Here is a 20,561-nt window from a genome sequence, read left to right as displayed (position 1 = left end):
TACGGCGCCTCCTGCCTACGGTTCGGCTGCGAACGTACAATAAAACTATGTCTAGTACCGTAATTCTTCTGAACGAGCAGAACCCGCAGGGCATCTTCGTTGACCCGTCCGTGCCCCTCATCAGCGTTGATGACCAGGGCTTCACCCGCGGCGACGGTGTCTTCGAGACCATGCTGTCCGTCAACCGTCGCGTGCGTAAGCTCGGCATGCACCTGTCCCGCCTCGAATCATCGGCGCGCATGTTGGATCTACCCGACCCGGAACCCGAGATTCTGCGTTCGGCGGTGGAGCGCCTCATGCGTGAGGCGGCCCCCGGTGCCGAAACGGCGCTGGGTGAAGAGCACATCGTGAAGATCATTATTTCGCGCGGCCCCACCCAGGCGGTGACCTCCATGCAGCCGGGCCCGTACACGCTGATTATGGCGTCGCCGGTGCCCGCATCCATCGTGAAGCGCCGCACCGAGGGCGTGAAGGCGATGCTGCTGCCGCGCGGCCACGAGCCGATGGACAACAGCGCCTACCCGTGGCTGCTGGCGGGTGCGAAGACCCTCTCCTACGCGGTGAATATGGCGGTTCTGCGGTACGTGCAGGAGCGCGGCGCGGACGACGCCATCTTCATCACCGACGAGCGTCGCGTGCTGGAGGGTGCCACCTCCTCGGTGCTGGTCGCCAAGATTGAGGACGGCAAGAAGGTACTGTACACGCCCGAACCGAGCCACGGCATCCTGCCCGGTACCACGCAGGGCGCGGTGTTCGAGGCGGCACGCCAGGCCGGTTGGGAGCTGGGTTTCGGCCCGCTCTACCCGCAGGATTTGTTCGAGTCGGACGGCGTGTGGTTGGCGTCGTCGGTGCGTCTGATTGCGCCGGTGACTCACCTGAACGGTACGGCGCTGGCACACGACCCGGAGCTGACCGCCACGCTGTTGAACTACCTGGCGCAGCAGAGCTAACCGCATACAAAAGGGACGGTATTATCCGTAGCGACATCAGGGTGTCCGAAGCGAAGCGAGGACGGGTGCCCCTGTAGGAGCGAGGATGATGCCGTCCCTTTGTGTATATCTAAGAGGCGGGGCCGGGGCGCCGCATGTTTCCTCCGCGCCTACGCAGGGGCACCCGTCACCCGGACGCTCCGCCCTTCCTTGCTTCGCTGCGGAGAGCGTCCGGGCTGACACCCTGAGGGCGCTTCCGGAAAACGCGGTAGCCCCTGCGCTCATGTACGGGCACAGCAAAGCCCCGGACGCGCAACCCCTTAGCGGGTCGCCCATCCGGGGCTATTACTCATAGATTATCAGTAGCTTGACCAGCTGATTTGGGGGTGTTGAGCTAGCGGAGAAGATAAATCATCAGATGGCAAATTATAGCTACTTGAGATAGCGCTACAGGAATGAGCGTGAGGTATGTTTTGGAGGTTGTTGAACGACGGTTAAGGGGTTGCTTCCTCTCCAAATGCCAGCACAGGGTAGACACGTAAAAATGAATCCACAAAGTCGTGAACCGGCTATTGAAGGAGCTGGAAAACCGGGTCATGTAGATGTCATAGATAGTTGCGCAAGCCGCAATGAACATTACAAAATTAGCAATATCCGCTGTTTGGAGTATCATTTTAATCTCTCCTGTCGTATGTCTTGCCTCGGTTGACTTGTTGCATGTAGGTTGCCAAGGCGGGGAAATATGTAGAGGGATGGGGGTTGGGTGGAGCCAACCCCCTTTTTTGTGTATCTCAAGGGGTTCGTCCTCACTTACGAGCTATTTCATTTTCTATTCTACAACATATTTAATATTAAGTCTCAGTATTGATGTCAACGGGCACAGCAAAGCCCCGGATGCGCAACCCCTTAGCGGGTCGCCCATCCGGGGCTTTAGCTATACAAAAATCAACAACAGGCTAGTGGCCCGCTGCCGGGGCACCGTGGCCTTCACCGGCGCCGTGGCTCTTGCCGTCCGCCGAGTAGTCCGAATCCTTACGCGGGGTCAGCCACAGGACCAGCGCCGTCAGGATCGCGAAACCCAGAATGGAGAAGCCCATCGGCAGGTACTCGTGCTCACCCGCAATGGACACCAGCGGCGCCGCCAACGCACCCAGCAGCGCCTGAATCGTGCCCATTACCGCCGAAGCACTACCCGCCATGTGGCGCGCCTCGTTCAGCGCCAGCGCCGAAGCGTTACCGAAAATCAGGCCGCACGAGCTGGTCAGCAGGAACAGCAGAATTAGCGTCGGCACCAGCGAAATGCCCATCAGGAAGCTGACGGTCAGTAGCACAGCCACCACGAGCAGGCTAACCACACCGGTGTTCACAATACGGCGCTGCGCCACACGTCCAACGAGCTTGGTCGCAATCGCGCTGAACAGCACAATGCCCAGCGAGTTCACGCCGAACACAATCGTGAACTGGGTTTCGGACAGGCCCAGAATCTTCTGCAGCACAAACGTCGAACCGGAAATATACGAGAATAGCGCACCGAACGCGAAGCACATGGTCAGCATGAAACCCATGTAGCGGCGCACCTTAAACACCTGCGGCAGCTCCGAGTACACGCTCAGGGCGGTGCCCTGGTAGCGCTCCTCCACCGGCAGGGTCTCCTTCACCACGAAGACCACGCCGAGCATCATGATTGCGGTGACCACGCCGAGCACGTGGAAAATATCGCGCCAGCTACCCCACGACAGCACCCAACCACCAAACAGCGGCGCGAGCACCGGCGCGAAGCCGTTAATCATCATCATGATGCCCATGAGCTTAGCGGTCGCCAGACCCTGAGTCGTATCAGTCACGATGGAACGCGCCAGCACTGCACCGATCGAACCGGTGAAGCCCATCATGAAACGCGCAAAAATCAGCAGCTCAATATTCGGCGAGAAACCACACGCCACCGTCGCAATGAAGCAGACAACCACACCGAACAGCAGCGGCTTGCGGCGGCCCGTCTTATCAGAGAGGGGGCCCACAACCAGCTGACCGAGCGCCATACCCACCATGAACGCGCTCAACGTCAGGGATGCGTTCGTGCTGGTCGTGTTCAGGTTCTCCGCGACAGCGGGCAGCGCGGCAAGGTACATGTCCGTAGCAAGCGGCGCAATAGCGGTCAGCAACGCCAGAACAACAATGAAAAGGGGCGATAGCCCGAATGAGGTCTTAACCGACTTCGAAGACATATGTCTTAGTTTTTTCTTTCTGCGTGATGCACGTGCAACGGCGCCTGCGGCTCTAAAACATGGATGTGGCGGTACCGCCCCTGGGGATGAGCTTGCGCAGGCTGGAAACACAACTTTTTCACCGTATCAGAATTGGGTGTGGCTTCGTAAGTTAAACGTTTGACCTTTTTCGGTTTGGGAGGGCACGCCACATATTTCCTCCGCGCCTACGCAGGGGCACCCGTCGCACAGACGCTCCGCCCCTCCTCGCTTCGCTGCGGAGAGCGCCTGTGCGACACCCTGAGGGCGCTTCCGGAAAACGTGGCTGCGCCCTACGCATACCGGGTACCGCAAAGGGACGGTGTTATCCACCCTCCATTGGAGAGATAACACCGCCCCTTCTCGACGGTTACCGTGCGTCTGCCGCTCAGCCCCAGGCACTGAAGAAATATTTGAGAAATATTCTTGAGAAGCATTGCTCGGTGCGACCGCATAACTTACGTTGGTCATACCACGCGATACGACCGGAGGGACAACCTCAGATGCGCAACCACTATTACAAATATTTGCTATGCATCCTGCTGCTCATAGCTTGCGTCTTGCTCGTAGTCCTTGCTGCGCTGTCCAATAACAACCCGGGTAACGAAAAAGACGGCACGACCTCCACGCACGCGCCGGAGAGTACTTCAACCTACTGGGATAAAGACCGCATGGAATCCGCTAGCCCGGCTTCCATGCCTGAATAAAACAGCGCCTCAGTAAAACTGCCTCTGAATAGCCGTAGGGCCCAATGCTTCCAGATACACGAAGCATTGGGCCCTACTGTCTTGTAGGCGGCTGTTACTGCGCCGCGCTGTCGTAGATGAAGTCCACGGTCGCGTAGTCCTCCGGGATTTCGGCGAGTAGCGCCTCCTCCTGTGCCGCCCAGCGTTCCCAGTGCGGGCGGAACGTGTCACCGTCACGAGCCAGGGCGCGTTCGCGGCGCACCTCGTCGGGGGCGGTGACGAGGATACGCACCTCGCAGGCGCCCGCAATCGCGCCGACACCCTCACAGATGATGACCTGCGTAGCCGCCGGGTCGACGGTGCGCTCCTCACCGGGGGCGCCCGCCTCCCAATCCCAGGGGGTGTAGGTTCCGGCAATACCCTCGGTCAGCTGCACGGATAGCGCGTCCCACGCCTCCACGCCGTCGAAGAGGCCGTCCCAGCCGGGGTAGAAGTCGTCCAGGTGCAGCACGTGCACGCTGTGCCCGGCGGCGGTGAGCTCCTGCTCAAGCTGCGCGGCGAGGCTGGTTTTGCCGGTGCCGCTGCGGCCGTCAATGCCGATGATCAGCGGGATCTGCGCGAAGTCGGCGAGGAACTGGGCACGGAATTCGGTGAATTCGGCGGTGTCCATGTCGAAGTCGTTGCCGATGCCGTGCTCCAGGCGCAGCATGTCTTTGCAGAGCTCCAGGATTTCGGTGGTGGCGGTGACGCGGCGGTTCTGGTTCAGGGGGATACGCTGGCTCACTGCGCGTCGCCTTCCTGCTTGAGGTGGTTGATGAGGCCGCGTGCGGCGGCGTCAATGAGGCCGGTGGTGTACACGAAGTCGCGTTCGCTACCGTACCAGGGGTCGTAGATGCCGAGCTGGTCCAGGTGGGTGGTGGTGACCTTCGGGTCGAAGCTGCGCATCATGCGGATTTTTGCCTTGTCGGCCTCGTTGCGGGCGAGAGCTTTGAGGCGCAGGTAGTGGGGTGCGTCCATGGCGAGGATGAGGTCGTTGCGGTCGAAGTCCTCGACGGTGAAGACGCTGGCGCGGTGCGCGGACGGGTCGATACCGCGGGTGGTGAGCTGCGCGGCGGCGCGCGGGTCGATGCGGTTGCCTTCTTCTTCGTTGCTGATGCCGCTGGAGGTGACGGTGACGGGCACGCCGGCTTCTTGGGCGTGCTGGCGGATGAGGTATTCGCCGACGGGGGAGCGGCAGATGTTGCCGGTGCAGACAGTCATGATTCGGTACATGGTTCTAGTGTATCGGTGGGGTGGCGGGTGGGCGGACGCAGTGGGGGCTCGGGGTGGTGCTTTGTGCGGCGCGGTGACGGGCGGATGCGCTCGCCGCCGGGGCTGTCGCTACCAGAACCGGGCGCGAAAAGGCCCCGCCGACGAAGGGCCGGCGGGGCATTCGGCATATCTTATTCAGAATCTTCAATTGATTCTGAAGCGCCACTCATATTGATGTCTCTCTTGTTCTCTTTATCCGGTGGGCTGAGTTCGAAAAGGTAAGAATCCACTGGAATAGAACGACGAATAATTGTGCCATCAAAGAGAGTGAAGTCTACAACTCCCATGTTAATTAGAGTTTGACTGTCCTTAGATACCCTGAAGTCATGCATGGCAGGGTGCCGGAAAGAAGCTTCTGAAAATATTAGCTTTCCTTCGGTTTTTTCTTCGGTTTCTGGGTTACTTTTTTGTATAGATTTTGCATTTTCAAATTCAGCTTCATTGAAGAAATGTGATTTTTCGAAAGAAATATTGTCTGCGAATGTTGTTCCGTTGAAGTATGTGCTACCACGGAAATTGACACCTGAAAATGTTGAGTCTCCCATAAAATATGAATCATCAAATTTGAACTTTAGGGACTTTTCGTTATTTATAATCTTTAACTTACGTTCATTTTCTTTGTTGCTCAGAATAAATCCAAATTCAGATAGCTCGAAGTAGGCTCCGCTCTCAAAATAGGCTTTTAAAAAGTCTGCTGTATTGCAAAATTTTGTCCTGAAGAAGGATGGGCTTTCATAGAACTTTGTTTCTTGAAACAGTGCTTCATTTTCAAATATCGTGTCCCAAAAAGACGCTCTTTTGAAGCGTGCTTTATAGAATTCTGCTTTTTCATGGAAACGTGAGTCAGAAAATTCTGCTTCCTGACTAAATCTTGTTTCTGAAAAATTTATATTTTCTCCAAAGTATGTTTTGTTGAATTTTGCAATCCCTGAAAACGTAGAAGAAGTAAAACTTGACCCTTCATAAAATACTGAATCCCTGAAGTCAGGTGCGTCAAAGGATAAATTATCTAAGGAATAGAAAATCTGTGATTTATTGAAATCATACTTTAGGTGACTCCAAAATCCGGGAGTTACTTTGAGATTTTCATCGATTTTACTGAGGCGCTTGCTCATCTCTGAGAATATGGTTCGGCGGACTTCCTTCTCCTCACGAAGCTTGAATTGATCTGCTATTAAGTCGCCTTTGTATTTGTTTGTATCTGTCAGTTTCTCCAATAGATCTTGTTTTCCTGCAAGAGGGAAGGGTAAACGAATGTATGAGCATAGGGTGTTGATGATAATCTGTGCTTCTTCTGTTCTGCTATCTTCGCTAGGGACAGTTTTATCATCGGACAACCACTCATCTGCGAGCTTTGCTAGAGTATAGATGCCTCCAAGTCGGACAGTAGATTTATCATCAGCTAGCTGTTCAATTGCTTTGGCGTAGCGGCTACGACGTTCAGCTTTAACTTGTCGGGTGTGGTCAATGTCGTTTTTGTCTTTTTCTTGCAAATTTTTGCGTCGGTTTTCCCAGAGGGTAAGCATCGCTAGGACGCCGCCGGTAGCTGCCAGGATGGCATGGCGGAGCGCCGCTACGCTATCGCCAGCGCTGAATGGTTCTGAGATGAGCAGGGGAAGACAGAAAGCGCAGAAAGACCCGATAATAGCTATCGAGATAAGAGCCGTATAAAACCAATTTCTGCTCCACCAGCTGTGACGTCGGGAAAGTCCACTGGGAGCCTCGTTCGGTTTATTCATGCTTCTATTTCCTGCCTTCTCTGATAGGAACATTCACCTTCCAGCATAGAGTAAATGTGCTTGCCTTGAGTCTCGCACGGTCATACACGAAGGCCCCGCCACACATTCATGTGACGGGACCTTTGGATATTACTGTGCGGGCTCACTCAGGCGCGTGTATTCCTTCAGCCGTGCATCCCAGGACGCCGGATCGAAGAGCACCGTACCGATTGGGATACCGCAGCTTACCCCGTCCAGTACGGCTGTACCCAACAGAATAGGTTGGCTGCTCTCGTCGACCGTGAAATCAGATACTTCTTGTTCTTCGGGTAAAGCATTAAATTGTGCTCGGAACGTTACACTTGGCTCTTTGGACGCATCTGCAAATTTTGGTGAGGTCTCTTCAAATATTGCCCTGCTGAAGTCCACATTTTGAGTAAAGGTCGCTCCATCGAAGTTTGCACCGTGGGCGAAGGCAGCCCCCAAAAAAACCGCGTCTTCGATGAACAATGTTCCGATGAAGTTTGCTGTAGTGAAGGTTGAATCGCTGAAATCCGCTAGGTCGGTGAAGATTGCCCCAACGAAATTCGCGGTGGTGAAGACTGTTCCGATGAAGTTTGCGGTGGTGAAAGTCAGATGGAAGAAATCTGCGCAGCCAATAAAGGTCGCTTCGAAAAAATCTGCGTCGCCAGTAAAGGTGGACCCATTGAAATTTGCATTACGGATAAAGATTGCTTTGCTGAAGTTAGCGTCGCGGATAAAAACAACCTTGCGAAAATCAGCGTCAGTATAGAACTTCGCATGTAAGAAATTTCCTTCCTCAATTGTGAGGTTATTCAGAGGGTAGAAAATCGGTGCTCGGGTGAAATCAAATGCAAAGTTACTCCATACGCCAGAGGTAATGGTCACTTCGCCCTTCTCGTTTTCGCCAAGGGTGCTGCTGCGCTTGCTCATCTCAACAAAAATAGTTCGTCGTATATCCTGTTCTTCGTGGAGCTCCGCATAGTCTACGGTGACATCTTCGGCTTTTTTATATTCGTTAGGCTCTTTGAGACGTGCGCGAAAAAGCCTGATTAGCAAGGTTTCTGTTTTGCTGAGGCGCTCAGGGTCTTCTTGTTCGAGCTCTTCTAAATCTTTGCGAGCTTGGTATTCTTCAAGTCTCTCTACGAGAGGGAACGGAGAACGAATATAGGAGCAAAGGTTATTGATAATAACCTGTCCTTCTTTCTGTTGTTCTTCTACCTCAAGAGTGTCATCAGCGAGCCATTCATCGACCAGACCGACAAGGGTATAGACGCCACCTAGACGGACAGTCGCTTTCTCATCAGCTAGCTGCTCGACGGCCTTGGTATAACGGCTACGACGCTCAGCATGAACCTGGCGGATGTGGTCGCGTTCGTTCTTCTCGGCATCCTGCTCATTCTTTTTGATATCGGCATCAATTTTGAGACGGTCACCCTGGTTCTTCCAATTAGTCTGCAGAAGAGTCAGAACCGCAATAATGCCACCAGTGATGTACAGAAGATGCAAGCGCAACTGATCTGAACTGCCAGAGTTCATGTCGCAGAGCAGCCACAGCATCCAAGGCAGAAGAATCGCAACCGCGCCGCCGCCCAGACCAAAACCAATGAGGAGCTTAATAAAGTGCTGGATATACCAAGGCTTCTCCTGAGCTTTCGGAGCTACAGGGTTTTCTGGAGCGGATGATGTGTTATTGCTGGGCACTAGGTTCTCCTGTCCTCTCTGATAGGAACATTCACCTTCCAGCATAGGGTAAAGCTACTCGCCGTGAGTCGCGCTCAGTCAATAATGAGGGGTCAGCCTGCTTGAGAGACGCAGGTGGGGTTTCTCCGCGGATGTAGCAAACACTGAAGATTGGAAGTTCTCAAAATGACCGATATTGTTTCTCGCGGTGGGTGCAATGGCTACGTAATTAATATTGTCGTGTTGTTATGTCTTAAGAAATGCGATATATTATTAGATATACGGTCATATGTACACGGCTTGTCCTTATGCGTAATGACTATAAAATAAAAGTGGAGCCACCAGCGATGTGCCAGCATCGCCAGTAGCCCCACACAGGAATCTCTAGAAGAGATGAGCATTAATCGACTCACACATCTCTACGAGAGCAAGGAACAGAGTGGCTACATAGCTACCCCGTTCAACAAGTACCCAAAAATGGTCCTTGTCCATAGGAGTTCACCTCCTCTCTATTTAATTTATTGATTAGAGGCAACGCGGAATTGCGTTGTCACTGCTGATTTTAGCAGATGACACACATTCCGCTGATTTTTGCTACCCAATTTATGTTTTATTTATCTCAGACATGGTGTAATGCCGCTGGAGAGAAATGAACGAATCCGGGTAGCTAAGAAGCGAAAAACCCCGCTAGAGCTTGCTTGCTCAAGCGGGGTTTTTCGCACCGTTTTATTTTTTCCGCTCGGACTGCTCGGTAGCGTCTGCCGCGCAGGCAGAGGCCCCGCCACACATTCAATGTGGCGGGGCCTTTGGATATTTACTGCGCGGGCTCACTCAGGCGCGTGTACTCCTTCTGCTGTTCATCCCAGGACGCCGGATCGAAGAGCACCGCCCCGACCGGGATACGGCAGCCCCCGCCGTTCAGCCCGGCTGTACCCAGCGGAATAGGCTGGCTATCCTCGTACACCGCGAAGTTATGTGCCTCCTGACCGGCAGCCTCCTGACCAGCAGACAGCGCAGCGAACCGCGCCCGGCACATCTCGCCCGAATCAGCATCCTCAGCTACGAAGAGTGGCGGGCTCTTCACGAAAGACGTATCGCAGAAATCTGCAGTCTGTCCAAAAGACGCGCCATAGAACTCTGCGCCTGCCTCAAAGGTTGCGTCACGGAACCCAGCGAGCCCCTCAAACGTAGCCCGGCTAAAGTGCGCGACCTGCGCGAAAGCCGTCTCACTGAAGCGCGCGTTCTGGATAAAAGTCACCTCGCTGAAGTATGCGGTGCCTGTGAAGACCGCTTTGGTGAAGTTCGCGTTGTTGGTGAATGTTGCCTCGCCAAAGTATGCATTGCTGGTGAAGGTCGTCCCGATGAAGTTCGCATCGCTGGTGAAGGTCACCTCGACGAAGTACGCGTCACCAGCAAAGCCTACCCCGCTGAAGTCTGCGTTGTTGGTGAAAGTTACCTCGCTGAAGTACGCGCGGCGGGTAAAGTCTGCCCCGCCGAAGTTTGTGTTGCTGGTGAAGGTAGCCCCGATGAAGTGCGCGTTTTGAGCGAACACAGCCCAGCTGAAGTCTGCGTTCCGGGCAAAATTTGCTCCGCCAAAACTAGCGTTCTGGATGAAAGCCGCCCCAGTGAAATTCGCATCCTGAGCGAATTCTGTCCCGCTAAAATGCGCGTTCTGCATGAACTTCACCCCGTCGAAATGCGCGCTCTGAATGAAGGACGCTCCGCCAAAGTCTGCGTTCTGAGCGAAGGTTGCGTGGCTGAAGTTCCCCTCGCCAGCGAAGGTTGCGTCACTGAATCCCGCGATAGATTCAAAAGTTGCGCGGCTGAAATCCACGGTTCCTACAAAAGCTGCCCCGCTGAAATCTGAACCGTTGCAGAACCTCGCCGCAGAGAAATCGGCGTCCTCAATGGTCAGACCGTCAAGAGGGTAGAAGACAACCGCCCGGCTGAAATCGAACTCAAAGCCGCTCCACGCGCCGGGGACAACAGCCACCTCACCCTTCTCATTTTCAGCAAGGGTGCTGCTGCGCTTGCTCATCTCAACGAAGACGCTGCGGCGAACATCCTGCTCACCACGAAAAGCCGCCAGATCCGTAGCGAAATCACCCGCATAGTTAGCGGGCGGCGTGTCGGATTCAAAAGCTTCTGCCTTGAACGCCCGCGAGAACGGCGAACGCACATAAGCGCAGAGGGCATTGACGATGACCTGCCCCTCCTTCTGCCGCGCCTCAACGCTGAGCTGCTCGTCAGCGAGCCACTCATCAACCAGACCCGCAAGAGCGCTGAGGGCGCTCGCACGGACTGCCGGGTTCGGATACGCCAGCTGCTCAACTGCCTTGCTGTAACGGGTACGGCGCTCGGCGTGCACCCGCTGGGTGTGTTCTTGCTTGTTCAGGCCGCTTAACCGGTGGACCTCCCCAAGAAAGAGAACGCCCAGCAGGGTACCGGTGATGAAGAAAATGAACGGCTGAACCTCAAAATGGGTGATATCAGTATCAAAGGTGAAAGGCATAAAACCAGCCGTGACAATGCCCAAGAGAGCGATAGCCCAAACCCAGGTGCGGAAGCTCGACAGCTTCCCCTTGAAATTGCCGAACTGCGCGGCGAGCGGGAAAAGCAGAATGACGACTGCGCAAGATATCAGCCAAGCCCACGCGGTGCTGGGTGCTAGATGCATGTGGTTCTCCTGTCATCGTTGAAAGGAACGGGTCATACTCAGCATAGTGTAAAAGCTGCTGGGCTTGGGCTGTCACTGGTCAAAAGCGAAGACCCCGCCAGCACCGGATGTGCGGACGGGGTCTGTGTGCAGGAGCTTCCCCGATGGTGGGGGAGAGCTAGGTTTTACTGCGCAGGCTCACTGATGCGGGTGTACTCCTGCTTCTCTTCGTCCCAGGAATCCGGGTCGTACAGCACCGCACCGAGTGGGAGAACGAACGTTCTATTAAGAAGCATTGCTGTGCCCAGCGGAATAGGTCGGCTGCCCTCGTACACCGTGAAGTTATGCGCCTCCTGACCGGCAGACTCCGGACCAGCAGACAGCGCAGTGAACCGTGCCCGGCACATCTCACCCGAGTCAGCATCTTCAGCTGCGAAGACCGGCGGGGTCTTCACGAAAGATACATTGCAGAAATCTGCAACGCCCATAAAGGACGCCCCAGCGAACTCCGCGCCTGCCTCGAAGACTGCATCAGCGACCCAAGCAAGCTGCTCAAACACAACCCCGTTGAAGTTGGCATCAGCGCTGAAAGCCGCCGTGCTGAACCCGGCATACCCCTCAAAGACAGCCTCACTGAACTCTGTAGCCCCCGCAAAATCCGTCCTAAAGAAGCTCGCATTACCGCCGAAAGACGCCCCGCAGAATCCTGCGTTCTCGCCAAAGGATGCGCCGCTAAACCTCACATCCGCAGTAAACACAGCGTCGCGGAAGTCCGCGTGCCCTCTAAAAGAAGCCTCGTGGAATTCCGCATTAGCGTTGAAGGTCGCATTCGCGAAGCTCGCATTATGGTTAAACGTCGAACAGGTAAAGTCCGCGTCCCGACCGAACGTCGCACCCGGGAAGTAGGCACCCGCAAAGCTCGTCCCGTTGAAGCTCACCGCCCGAGCGAACGTCACCCCACCGAAGCCGACATACGCCGTGAATGTCGCCTTGCTAAAGTCGGCATCCTGCGCGAAGGTGGCCTTATCGAAGTTCGCGTGTTGCGGGAAGTCCATCTCATAGCGTGTCCTCGGAAGCGCAATAAAAGACGCCCGGCTGAACGTGGCGTCGCCGTCGAACCGCGCCCCACCAAAATCCTCGTACTGCGTGAAGGACGCCCCGCTGAAGTCCGCCGCGCTCGCAAAGCGTACGTTGCTGAACATTGCGGACTGCTTGGTGGTTATACCGGCAAAGCGCGCGGCCCCGCCGAACAGCGACTTGGAGAACACCGCCGGACGGTTGAAGACCGACGCGGCGAAGTGTGCTTCATCGTGGAACGTGGAGGCGGTGAATACTGCCTTTCCGTCGAAGGTGACCGCCGCGAAGCTGGCTATGCCTGCGGTGTTCAAGCGTGAGAAATCGGCATCGGAGTTGAAGGTGGATACCGCGAAGTCAGCCGTAGCTGAAAAGACCGCGTCTGAGAAGTCAACCTCGCCGGTGAAGGTTACGGTTGCGATGCTTGCCGTGTCTGCAAAGCGTGCGCCGCTGAACTCTGCTGCGCCCATGAAGTGTGCGGCGCTGAACCCCACCCAGTCGTTGAAGTTTGCGCTGTCGAAGGATGCGTCAGCCGTGAACTTGGCTACTGAAAAGCTGGTGTCACCGTGGAAGGTTGCACCGGAAAAATCTGCCGGACCGTAGAAGGTTGCGGAGGCGAAGTCAGCGTTCTGAAAGTGCAGCTGCCCCAACGGGTAGAAGATGGGGGCGCCGCCAAAGTCGAAGCGCAGATCAGCCCACATGGGCGATACCGACGGCGCTCCGTGCTTGCTTCCCCTGTTGCCAGTCTTATTGTTCTCGGTAATTGCGGCGAGGCGGCGGCTGAGCTCCATGAAGACGGTGCGGCGCACTAGCTGCTCTTCGCGTAGCGCTTCCTGATCGCGCGTGAAGTCGCCTTCGTACCCTTCGGGTGCCTCACCGGATTCTAGGGCCTGCCGGTTCTGCGCGAGGGGGTAGGGCGTGCGGATGCACTCGGTTAGCGCGTCGATAATGGTTTGGGCTTCTTCGAGGCGCACCTGCTCGGGGAGGGAGGTATCGGCGAGCCATCCGTCTGCGAGGTTCGCGAGCGTATATGCCCCGCCGAGGCGCACGGCGGGTTGCCCGTCGAGGAATTGTTCGAGGGCGTGCGTGTAGAGTTCGTGCCGTTCAGCCTGTAGGTTGTGCGCCGGGGTGTTTTTGCGTTGCCGTAGCGCAGTTAAGAGTTTGTTGAGGTTCATGGTGGTGTTCCCTTCCTGCTCCGGTGCTGGCTTATATCCAGCATAGGGGAGAGCCCCACCCTGGCGCGCTCGCGCTGGTTAAAGAAGAAGCCCCGCCTGCACGAGAGGTGCAGGCGGGGTATCGATTGAAAATATTTAAATTTATATTTTAATATCCTAATGCTTTAGATATTTCTAGGCCTATTAGATGCTGTGCATAGTTTTTATCTGTTACAGCACCCATGCCGGCAATAACTATTGTATAGCTATTATCTATATCTCGATAAAAAGGCATAGAATCCAGGGGGAGGAGATAGTTATACATGGGTGATTCTATATATGAGCGCCCAATGGTTATAGTCGTGACCTCGCTGAAAGTCTTATCATCGAAAGAATGGCGCATTTTTTCAAAATGGCAACTATTAAAGTCGGCATCTTTTTCAAAGGTTGCTCTATTAAATTTTGTTCTTCCCCAGAAGGTAGCTATTGAAAAATCTGCGGATCCAGTAAAAGTAGAGTCCGAGAAATTTGTTTCATATTCTAGCGTTGAAAAGAAACTTGCGTCGAAAAAGTCGGCCTTGCCATAGAAAGTGGATCCAGAAAAATTTGCATTTAAGAAATTTAGTCCTCTGAGGGGATAGAATATAGAGGAACCTTCAAAATTAAAAATGAAAGGTTCAAATTCTTTTCTGGGTCCATTATTTTCATTAGCAATCCTTAAGGATAGTTCCTTGAAGATGGTCTGACGTATTTCTTTTTCTTCTATGAATTTAATCCTATTGTCGCTAAAGGATTTATTTGCTTTTATATATCTATTTATTTTCGAGAGGTTGGGGTGTTGAGACATGTTAATTTCTGTAAAGGTTTCAGCCTTTGCTGCAAGAGGGAATGGTGAACGAATATATGCACATAAATTATTAATGATAACCTGACATTCACGCTCGCGAATATTTTTTGTTTCAGTTAGCCATTCATCGATAAGTGCAATTAATGCGTATACTCCGCCAAGCCGGACGGGGGCATGCTCGCTAGATAGTTTATCGACCGCCTCGATATAACGGTCACGGCGAGCTGCATGGACCTGGCGAATATACTCTCGGTTATCTTTCTGCTTCTGCACTTCCAGTTGCTCACGTTCAAGCTCGCTCTTCTGATGACTTTTGATAAGTGAGAATAGTGCAACAACTCCACCTGTAACTCCAAGTAGTGCGGTTGTTAAGTCTTTGGTCTCTCCGATGAGTCTGTAATTATACAAAAAGGACGGGATAGCGAATGCGAGTATGCCTCCAAATATTACTGTTGCTACAAATACTCGTAAGATATGATTTTGTAGCGTTAATTTAATATATTCTCTGAAAAAACAGGCAATGAGAAAAATTAGGAGTATGACTCCAAGCATCTGCTTGAAAATAATGTTTTGAAGAGAGTGAATATTCGAAAGTTCCTGACTTTTAGCCGAGAAGCTGAAGCTGTCTGGTAGATTTATCATTGTTTCTCTATAGTTATTAATATTTACCAAGAGAAGGAAGATTTGAGTTATGGTGATTAATATAAGAATAGCAAGGCAGAAACGCTTAAGAAAATGGTTTTTGGTGCGTTTTTCCTCAGGCTTGGGGGTCTGTGGAAGGTTCATTTTTTTGTGCCCCGCAGGATTTTCTGAATCTATTATATAGTTTGTGAGGCGAAAATATAAGAAAATAAAAATAGGTATACCGATAAGTAAAAGAATTCCGAAGATAACTGGGCTAGATATGTATACTATGAGGTAAGGAATGAAAATAAATGTAAATAGTTCCAGTATCCAACGTGGAAATTTTTTTTTGGTCTTTTGGGTGGACTCTGGCATGTGAGCTCCTGTCTACTTTGAGAGGATATGGTCGTATCCAGCATACGGCAGGTGGGTAGCCTCAAGCCACAAGTGAAGGTTAGAGAATTACGGGTCGGACAAGCGGAGATACCTCCATCTAGTGAGCAATGGAGCTTGCAGGTGAGCCTTCCATATATAACTCCCTCATATAAGAGGAGTGATTCTCTGACGTCTCGCTGCGATGTCTCATGGTGGGTGCTCGTAGTTGAGACACCTGCGCAAAGCGCGCCTCTAGCAACGCTGCTAGAGGCTGAGCCTCCAAATCTAAAACACCCCCGCACACCCTATATAGGGTGCTCCCAGGCCACCTTCCGGCACCTCTCGCCCCCAATTTTTGGGTTTTTCGCCCTTTCTCTCACTTTTTTAAAAATTTTTTCGCCCAATCACCCCGGCGCTGTCCGCCGTGCGCTGAATCGCCGCCCCGCGCCCACGCCCAGGTCGAAAACCCCGGAATTCCGCGGCAAAACCGCCCATTCGCGCCTCGCCGCCGCCCCAAAATCAACCGTAAAACACCGCCCCGACGCCCCGAAAAACCCGCCCCTAACACAATCCCACGAAAAAAAGTTGAGTAAAGTTCGCTCAAGTCTCTTGACAGCCCTTCCGAGAGGGTGCATACTTGAGTACATGAGGCTCAAGGAAGCCGCGCAGACCACCCCACACGGGGCGGCGCGCGCAGCACCGACCGCCTCCAAAACTTTCAAACTATCCCGCCTCGCATTAGAAGAAGCGGGGCACTAACACCTAAGGAGTGAATAAACATATGGCACGTGCAGTAGGTATTGACCTCGGTACCACCAACTCGGTCGTAGCAGCACTGGAAGGTGGCGACCCGGTCGTCATCGCTAACGCAGAGGGCACCCGCACCACCCCCTCCGTCGTCGCATTCTCCAAGGACGGCGAGGTTCTGGTCGGTAGCGTCGCAAAGCGTCAGGCAGTGACCAACGTCGACCGCACCATCTCTTCCGTCAAGCGCCACATGGGCACCGACTGGACCACCGAGATCGACGGCAAGAAGTACACCCCGCAGGAAATCTCCGCTCGTATCCTCATGAAGCTGAAGGGCGACGCAGAGGCGTTCCTGAACGACACCGTTACCGACGCTGTCATCACCGTCCCGGCATACTTCAATGACGCTGAGCGTCAGGCAACCAAGGAAGCTGGCGAAATTGCAGGCCTGAACGTCCTGCGTATCGTGAACGAGCCCACTGCCGCAGCACTCGCATACGGCCTGGACAAGGGTAAGGAAGACGAGCTCATCCTGGTCTTCGACCTCGGTGGCGGTACCTTCGACGTCTCCCTGCTGGAAGTTGGCAAGGACGACGACGGCTTCTCCACCATTCAGGTTCGCGCAACCAGCGGTGACAACCGCCTCGGTGGTGACGACTGGGACCAGCGCATCGTTGAGTGGCTGCTCGCACAGGTGAAGGCAAACACCGGCGCTGACCTGTCCAAGGACAAGATTGCTCTGCAGCGTCTGCAGGAGGCAGCTGAGCAGGCTAAGAAGGAGCTGTCCAGCGCTTCTAGCACCAACATCTCCCTGCAGTACCTGTCCGTGACCCCCGAGGGCCCCATCCACCTGGATGAGAAGCTGACCCGCGCAAAGTTCGAGGAACTGACCCGCGACCTGCTCGAGCGCACCAAGAAGCCCGTGCTCGACGTAATCAAGGAAGCTGGCGTGTCCATCTCCGAAATTTCCGAGGTCATCCTGGTCGGCGGCTCCACCCGTATGCCCGCTGTTGCTGAGCTCGTCAAGGAGCTCACCGGCCGCGAGCCCAACAAGGGTGTGAACCCCGACGAGGTCGTGGCAATGGGTGCAGCACTGCAGGCAGGTGTGCTGAAGGGCGACCGTAAGGACGTTCTGCTGATCGACGTCACCCCCCTCTCCCTCGGTATCGAGACCAAGGGTGGCGTGATGACCAAGCTGATTGAGCGTAACACCGCAATCCCGACCAAGCGTTCCGAGACCTTCACTACCGCAGAGGACAACCAGCCCTCCGTGACCATTCAGGTCTTCCAGGGTGAGCGTGAGTTCACTCGCGACAACAAGAACCTGGGTACCTTCGAGCTGACCGGCATCGCCCCCGCACCCCGTGGCGTGCCCCAGATTGAGGTCACCTTCGACATCGACGCAAACGGCATCGTCCACGTCTCCGCAAAGGACAAGGGCACCGGTGCTGAGCAGTCCATGACCATCACCGGCGGTACCTCCCTCTCCAAGGAGGACATCGACCGCATGGTCAAGGACGCAGAGGCACACGCCGAGCAGGACAAGGCACGCCGTGAGGCTGCTGACACCCGCAACGCAGCCGAGTCCGTCGCATACTCCGTCGAGAAGCTCCTGAAGGAGAACGACGACAAGCTGCCCGAGGACGTCAAGACCTCCGTTCAGGGTGACGTCGACGAGCTGAAGAAGGCACTCGAGGGCGATGACGACGCAGCAGTGAAGTCCGCATTCGAGAAGCTGCAGGCATCCCGATCCAAGCTGGGCGAGGCACTCTACGCAGCAGCTCAGGCTGACGCTTCCGAGTCCAAGCCCGCAGCTGACGAGGACGTTGTCGACGCCGAGGTTATCGACGAAGACGAGAAGAAGTAATCATGGCTGAGCAGGAAAACATCACCCCCGACCCGCTGGAGGAGGCATTCAACGCCCCCGCAGCGGAAGGCCACCCCGAAGCTGAATCGGTCGAAGCCACCGAGGGCGCTGCGGAAGCCGTCGAGGCTGAGCTCCAGGACGCTGTCGAGGCAGAATCTGCTGACGCGGCACTCGCCGCGGAGCGCCTGGACTCCCTGCTTCGCCTGCAGGCAGAGTTCACTAACTTCAAGAACCGCACCGCTCGCGAAAAGGAGCAGCTGCGAGGCTTCGTAACCAGTGAACTGGTGACCGCACTGCTGCCGGTGCTCGACGATATCGACGCCGCACGCAAGCACGGCGACCTGCAGGGCGGCCCCTTCGCCTCCATTGCTACCAAGCTCGAAGAGCTGCTCGGCAAGCAGGGCGTGGAGCGCTTCGGTGAAGTAGGCGACGCCTTCGACCCGAACATCCACGAAGCTGTACTGCAGCAGCCCACCGAAGAGGTGGCCGAGGACCACATCTCCATGGTTCTGCGTTACGGCTACCGCGTGAATGACCGCGTGGTTCGTACCGCTCAGGTGGCTGTGGCCGTCGCACCGTAAGGTGACCGGCTAAGCATCGGCTGAATAACTAACGACGGGCGGGTACTCTCCCTGATGGGGGAGTGCCCGCCCTGTTGTTTGCCTTGTGTTGTTTACCCTGGATGTTTTGTCGGGGCTGTTTTGCCGGAGCTGTTTTGCCGGAGCTGTTTACCGGGGTGTTTGTTCGGGGTGTGGCGAGCTGCGGTCGCGGTGAAAAACCCTTGGAGGGCGCTATTTTTTGGTCTAGCCCCTTCCAAAATTGAGTCAAGTAGACTAAACTTTTATATAGAGCATTAAGACAAGAACGTGGTGCCCTGCTAGCCGTCCCGTAACCGAGGAGGGCGGCGCATCACCGCGAGAGGAGAAACAAACATATGGCAAGCGAAAACTGGATAACTGACGATTTCTACAAGGCACTGGGTGTCAGCGAAGACGCAAGCGAAAACGACATCAAGAAGGCGTACCGCAAGCTCTCCCGCAAGTACCACCCCGACCTGAACCCCGGCGACGCCGCAGCAGAGAAGAAGTTCAAGGAAATCTCGGAAGCATACGACGTGCTCTCCGACAAGAAGCAGCGCGAAGAGTACGACCAGATTCGCCGCTACGGTGCCGCAGGCATGGGCGGCTTCGGCGCGGGCGGTGGCTACACCGGCTACCCCGGCGCGGACGCATTCGGCGGCTTCAGTGGCGGCGGTGCGGGCATCAACATTGACGACCTGCTCGGCGGCCTCTTCGGCGGTGGCGCGGGCGGCTCCCGACGCTCCGCAGGCTTCACCAGCGCCGATTTCGGCGGTATGGGAGGCGGCGGCTTCGGTGGCGCACAGCATGCAACCCCCGAGGAAAGCACCACCAGCACCCGCATCAGCCTCGCCCAGGCATATACCGGCGCGACCGTGACCGTGTTCCTGCCGGACGGCTCCCACACCGAGGCACGCATCCCCGCCGGCATTAAGGACGGTCAGAAGGTGCGCCTGCGCGGCAAGGGCCTGCACGGCGCCGACCTGAAGGTCACCGTGCGCGTCTCTGACGACTCGGTGTACTCCCGCGAGGGCAACAACCTGATCATGCGTGCGCCCGTCACCCTCGCCGAGGCCGTTGACGGCGCCGTCATCGAGGTGCCCCTGCCCGACGCATCCACCGTGAAACTGCGCCTGGCACCCGGCCAGGTCGGCCGCCGACTGCGCGCCAAGGGCCGCGGCTTCAAGGCTAAGGGCGGCGACGGCGACCTGCTGGTCATCCCCGAAATCGTTCTGCCCACCGAGCTGAGCGCAGAGGCGCAGGAAGCATTCGATAAGTTCGTGAAGCTGGCACCCCAGGAGAATCCCCGTAAGGATCTGTTGAAGAAGGCGAAGTAAACCATGGCATCTCGAGAATCATCATCCAAGTCTCGTAGCGGCAAGCCGCTGCACAGCGTGGACCTGCCGGTTTTCGTGATTTCTGTGGCGGCTGAGCTGGCGGGCATGCACCCGCAGACCCTGCGCCAGTACGACCGTATCGGCCTGGTTCAGCCGTCGCGTGCGCCCGGCAAGGCGCGCCGCTACTCACAGCGTGACGTGAACCGTCTGCAGCAGATTCAGCAGCTCTCGCAGGAGGGCGTCTCCCTGGAGGGTATCCGCCGCATCATTGAGCTGGAGTCCCTTGTGGAGGAGCAGCAGGAGCAGATTGCGGCGCTGCAGCGTCAGGTTGAGGACGCGAAGGTGAAGCTGGGCCTGACGGAGCGCGTGTTCGCAGCCGGTACCAGTGGCGACGTGGTGCATATTGCCCGCGGTACCCGCCCGGCGGCGCGTCAGCGTTCCTCGGCGGTGGTGCTGTACCGTCAGCGTCATCAGGCGGCTGCGGCGGATGATACGAAGTCGCCGCGCTAAACCGGCAAAACCGGCTACACTTGGATAAACGGTTCGGCTGTTCTAGCTCATCTGCGCTAGTCAGCTGCTTATATAGACTTGTGCGTCTTAGCGTCGCGCGAGCGAGGGAGGGTAGACCCCCGCCCCGCATGCACTTGGACCCACACACAAGGAGGTGAGGCTCCCCGAATGACCGGGGAGCCTCACCTCCTTAACGTATAT

The 20,561-nt window shown here is 55.5% G+C and carries 14 protein-coding genes; 6 read left to right on the top strand and 8 right to left on the bottom strand.

Annotation, left to right across the window (positions count from 1 at the left end; all coding sequences use genetic code 11):
• Positions 1-47: 47 nt before the first annotated feature.
• On the top strand, positions 48-950 hold the full coding sequence (locus AB8C10_RS06060) for an aminotransferase class IV (RefSeq protein ID WP_049350526.1): 903 nt from the start codon (positions 48-50) through the stop codon (positions 948-950).
• Positions 951-1,885: 935 nt separating this feature from the next.
• On the opposite strand, the gene AB8C10_RS06055 is transcribed toward AB8C10_RS06060, so the two are convergent.
• The gene (locus AB8C10_RS06055; protein WP_368867171.1) at positions 1,886-3,154 is read right to left on the bottom strand and encodes a multidrug effflux MFS transporter; all 1,269 of its coding nucleotides are present in this window, start codon (positions 3,152-3,154) and stop codon (positions 1,886-1,888) included.
• 578 nt (positions 3,155-3,732) lie between these two features.
• Between AB8C10_RS06055 and AB8C10_RS06050 the strand changes: the two genes are divergently transcribed.
• Positions 3,733-3,879 carry a hypothetical protein gene (locus tag AB8C10_RS06050; protein WP_368867170.1) on the top strand — a complete coding sequence of 49 codons (147 nt, stop codon included), beginning with the start codon at positions 3,733-3,735 and terminating at the stop codon, positions 3,877-3,879.
• Between the two features lie 94 nt (positions 3,880-3,973).
• Here AB8C10_RS06050 and AB8C10_RS06045 read toward each other — a convergent pair whose 3' ends face one another.
• From AB8C10_RS06045 to AB8C10_RS06015, 7 genes are all read right to left on the bottom strand, one after another.
• Positions 3,974-4,642, bottom strand: a complete 669-nt coding sequence (locus AB8C10_RS06045; RefSeq protein WP_368867169.1) for a hypothetical protein — start codon at positions 4,640-4,642, stop codon at positions 3,974-3,976.
• Entirely contained in the window at positions 4,639-5,130 is a 492-nt protein-coding gene (locus tag AB8C10_RS06040) for a low molecular weight protein-tyrosine-phosphatase (protein WP_049338547.1), read from the bottom strand. Before AB8C10_RS06040 ends, AB8C10_RS06045 begins: the two co-directional genes overlap by 4 nt.
• 170 nt (positions 5,131-5,300) lie before the next feature.
• On the bottom strand, positions 5,301-6,908 hold the full coding sequence (locus tag AB8C10_RS06035; protein ID WP_368867168.1) for a pentapeptide repeat-containing protein: 1,608 nt from the start codon (positions 6,906-6,908) through the stop codon (positions 5,301-5,303).
• A 129-nt stretch (positions 6,909-7,037) separates the two neighbouring features.
• Positions 7,038-8,612 carry a pentapeptide repeat-containing protein gene (locus AB8C10_RS06030; protein WP_368867167.1) on the bottom strand — a complete coding sequence of 525 codons (1,575 nt, stop codon included), beginning with the start codon at positions 8,610-8,612 and terminating at the stop codon, positions 7,038-7,040.
• A gap of 793 nt (positions 8,613-9,405) precedes the next feature.
• On the bottom strand, positions 9,406-11,268 hold the full coding sequence (locus AB8C10_RS06025; RefSeq protein ID WP_368867166.1) for a pentapeptide repeat-containing protein: 1,863 nt from the start codon (positions 11,266-11,268) through the stop codon (positions 9,406-9,408).
• 164 nt (positions 11,269-11,432) lie between these two features.
• A complete protein-coding gene (locus AB8C10_RS06020) occupies positions 11,433-13,496 on the bottom strand; it encodes a pentapeptide repeat-containing protein (protein ID WP_368867165.1) in 2,064 nt (687 codons plus the stop codon).
• 148 nt (positions 13,497-13,644) lie between these two features.
• On the bottom strand, positions 13,645-15,321 hold the full coding sequence (locus AB8C10_RS06015; RefSeq protein WP_368867164.1) for a pentapeptide repeat-containing protein: 1,677 nt from the start codon (positions 15,319-15,321) through the stop codon (positions 13,645-13,647).
• Positions 15,322-16,102: 781 nt separating this feature from the next.
• Between AB8C10_RS06015 and dnaK the strand changes: the two genes are divergently transcribed.
• From dnaK to AB8C10_RS05995, 4 genes are all read left to right on the top strand, one after another.
• A complete protein-coding gene (gene dnaK / locus AB8C10_RS06010) occupies positions 16,103-17,935 on the top strand; it encodes a molecular chaperone DnaK (protein ID WP_368867163.1) in 1,833 nt (610 codons plus the stop codon).
• 2 nt (positions 17,936-17,937) lie between these two features.
• Entirely contained in the window at positions 17,938-18,516 is a 579-nt protein-coding gene (locus AB8C10_RS06005; protein WP_368867162.1) for a nucleotide exchange factor GrpE, read from the top strand.
• A gap of 353 nt (positions 18,517-18,869) precedes the next feature.
• Entirely contained in the window at positions 18,870-19,850 is a 981-nt protein-coding gene (locus tag AB8C10_RS06000; protein ID WP_368867161.1) for a DnaJ domain-containing protein, read from the top strand.
• A gap of 3 nt (positions 19,851-19,853) precedes the next feature.
• Positions 19,854-20,360: a heat shock protein transcriptional repressor HspR gene (locus AB8C10_RS05995; RefSeq protein WP_368867160.1), complete on the top strand. Its 507-nt coding sequence runs from the start codon at positions 19,854-19,856 to the stop codon at positions 20,358-20,360.
• The last annotated feature ends 201 nt before the right edge of the window (positions 20,361-20,561 follow it).

The sequence above is a fragment of the Rothia mucilaginosa genome, assembly GCF_964210535.1.
Lineage (GTDB): Bacteria > Actinomycetota > Actinomycetes > Actinomycetales > Micrococcaceae > Rothia > Rothia mucilaginosa_F.
Note: the sequence above shows the minus strand (reverse complement) of the source record. Positions and strands in the feature narration are given on the sequence as shown.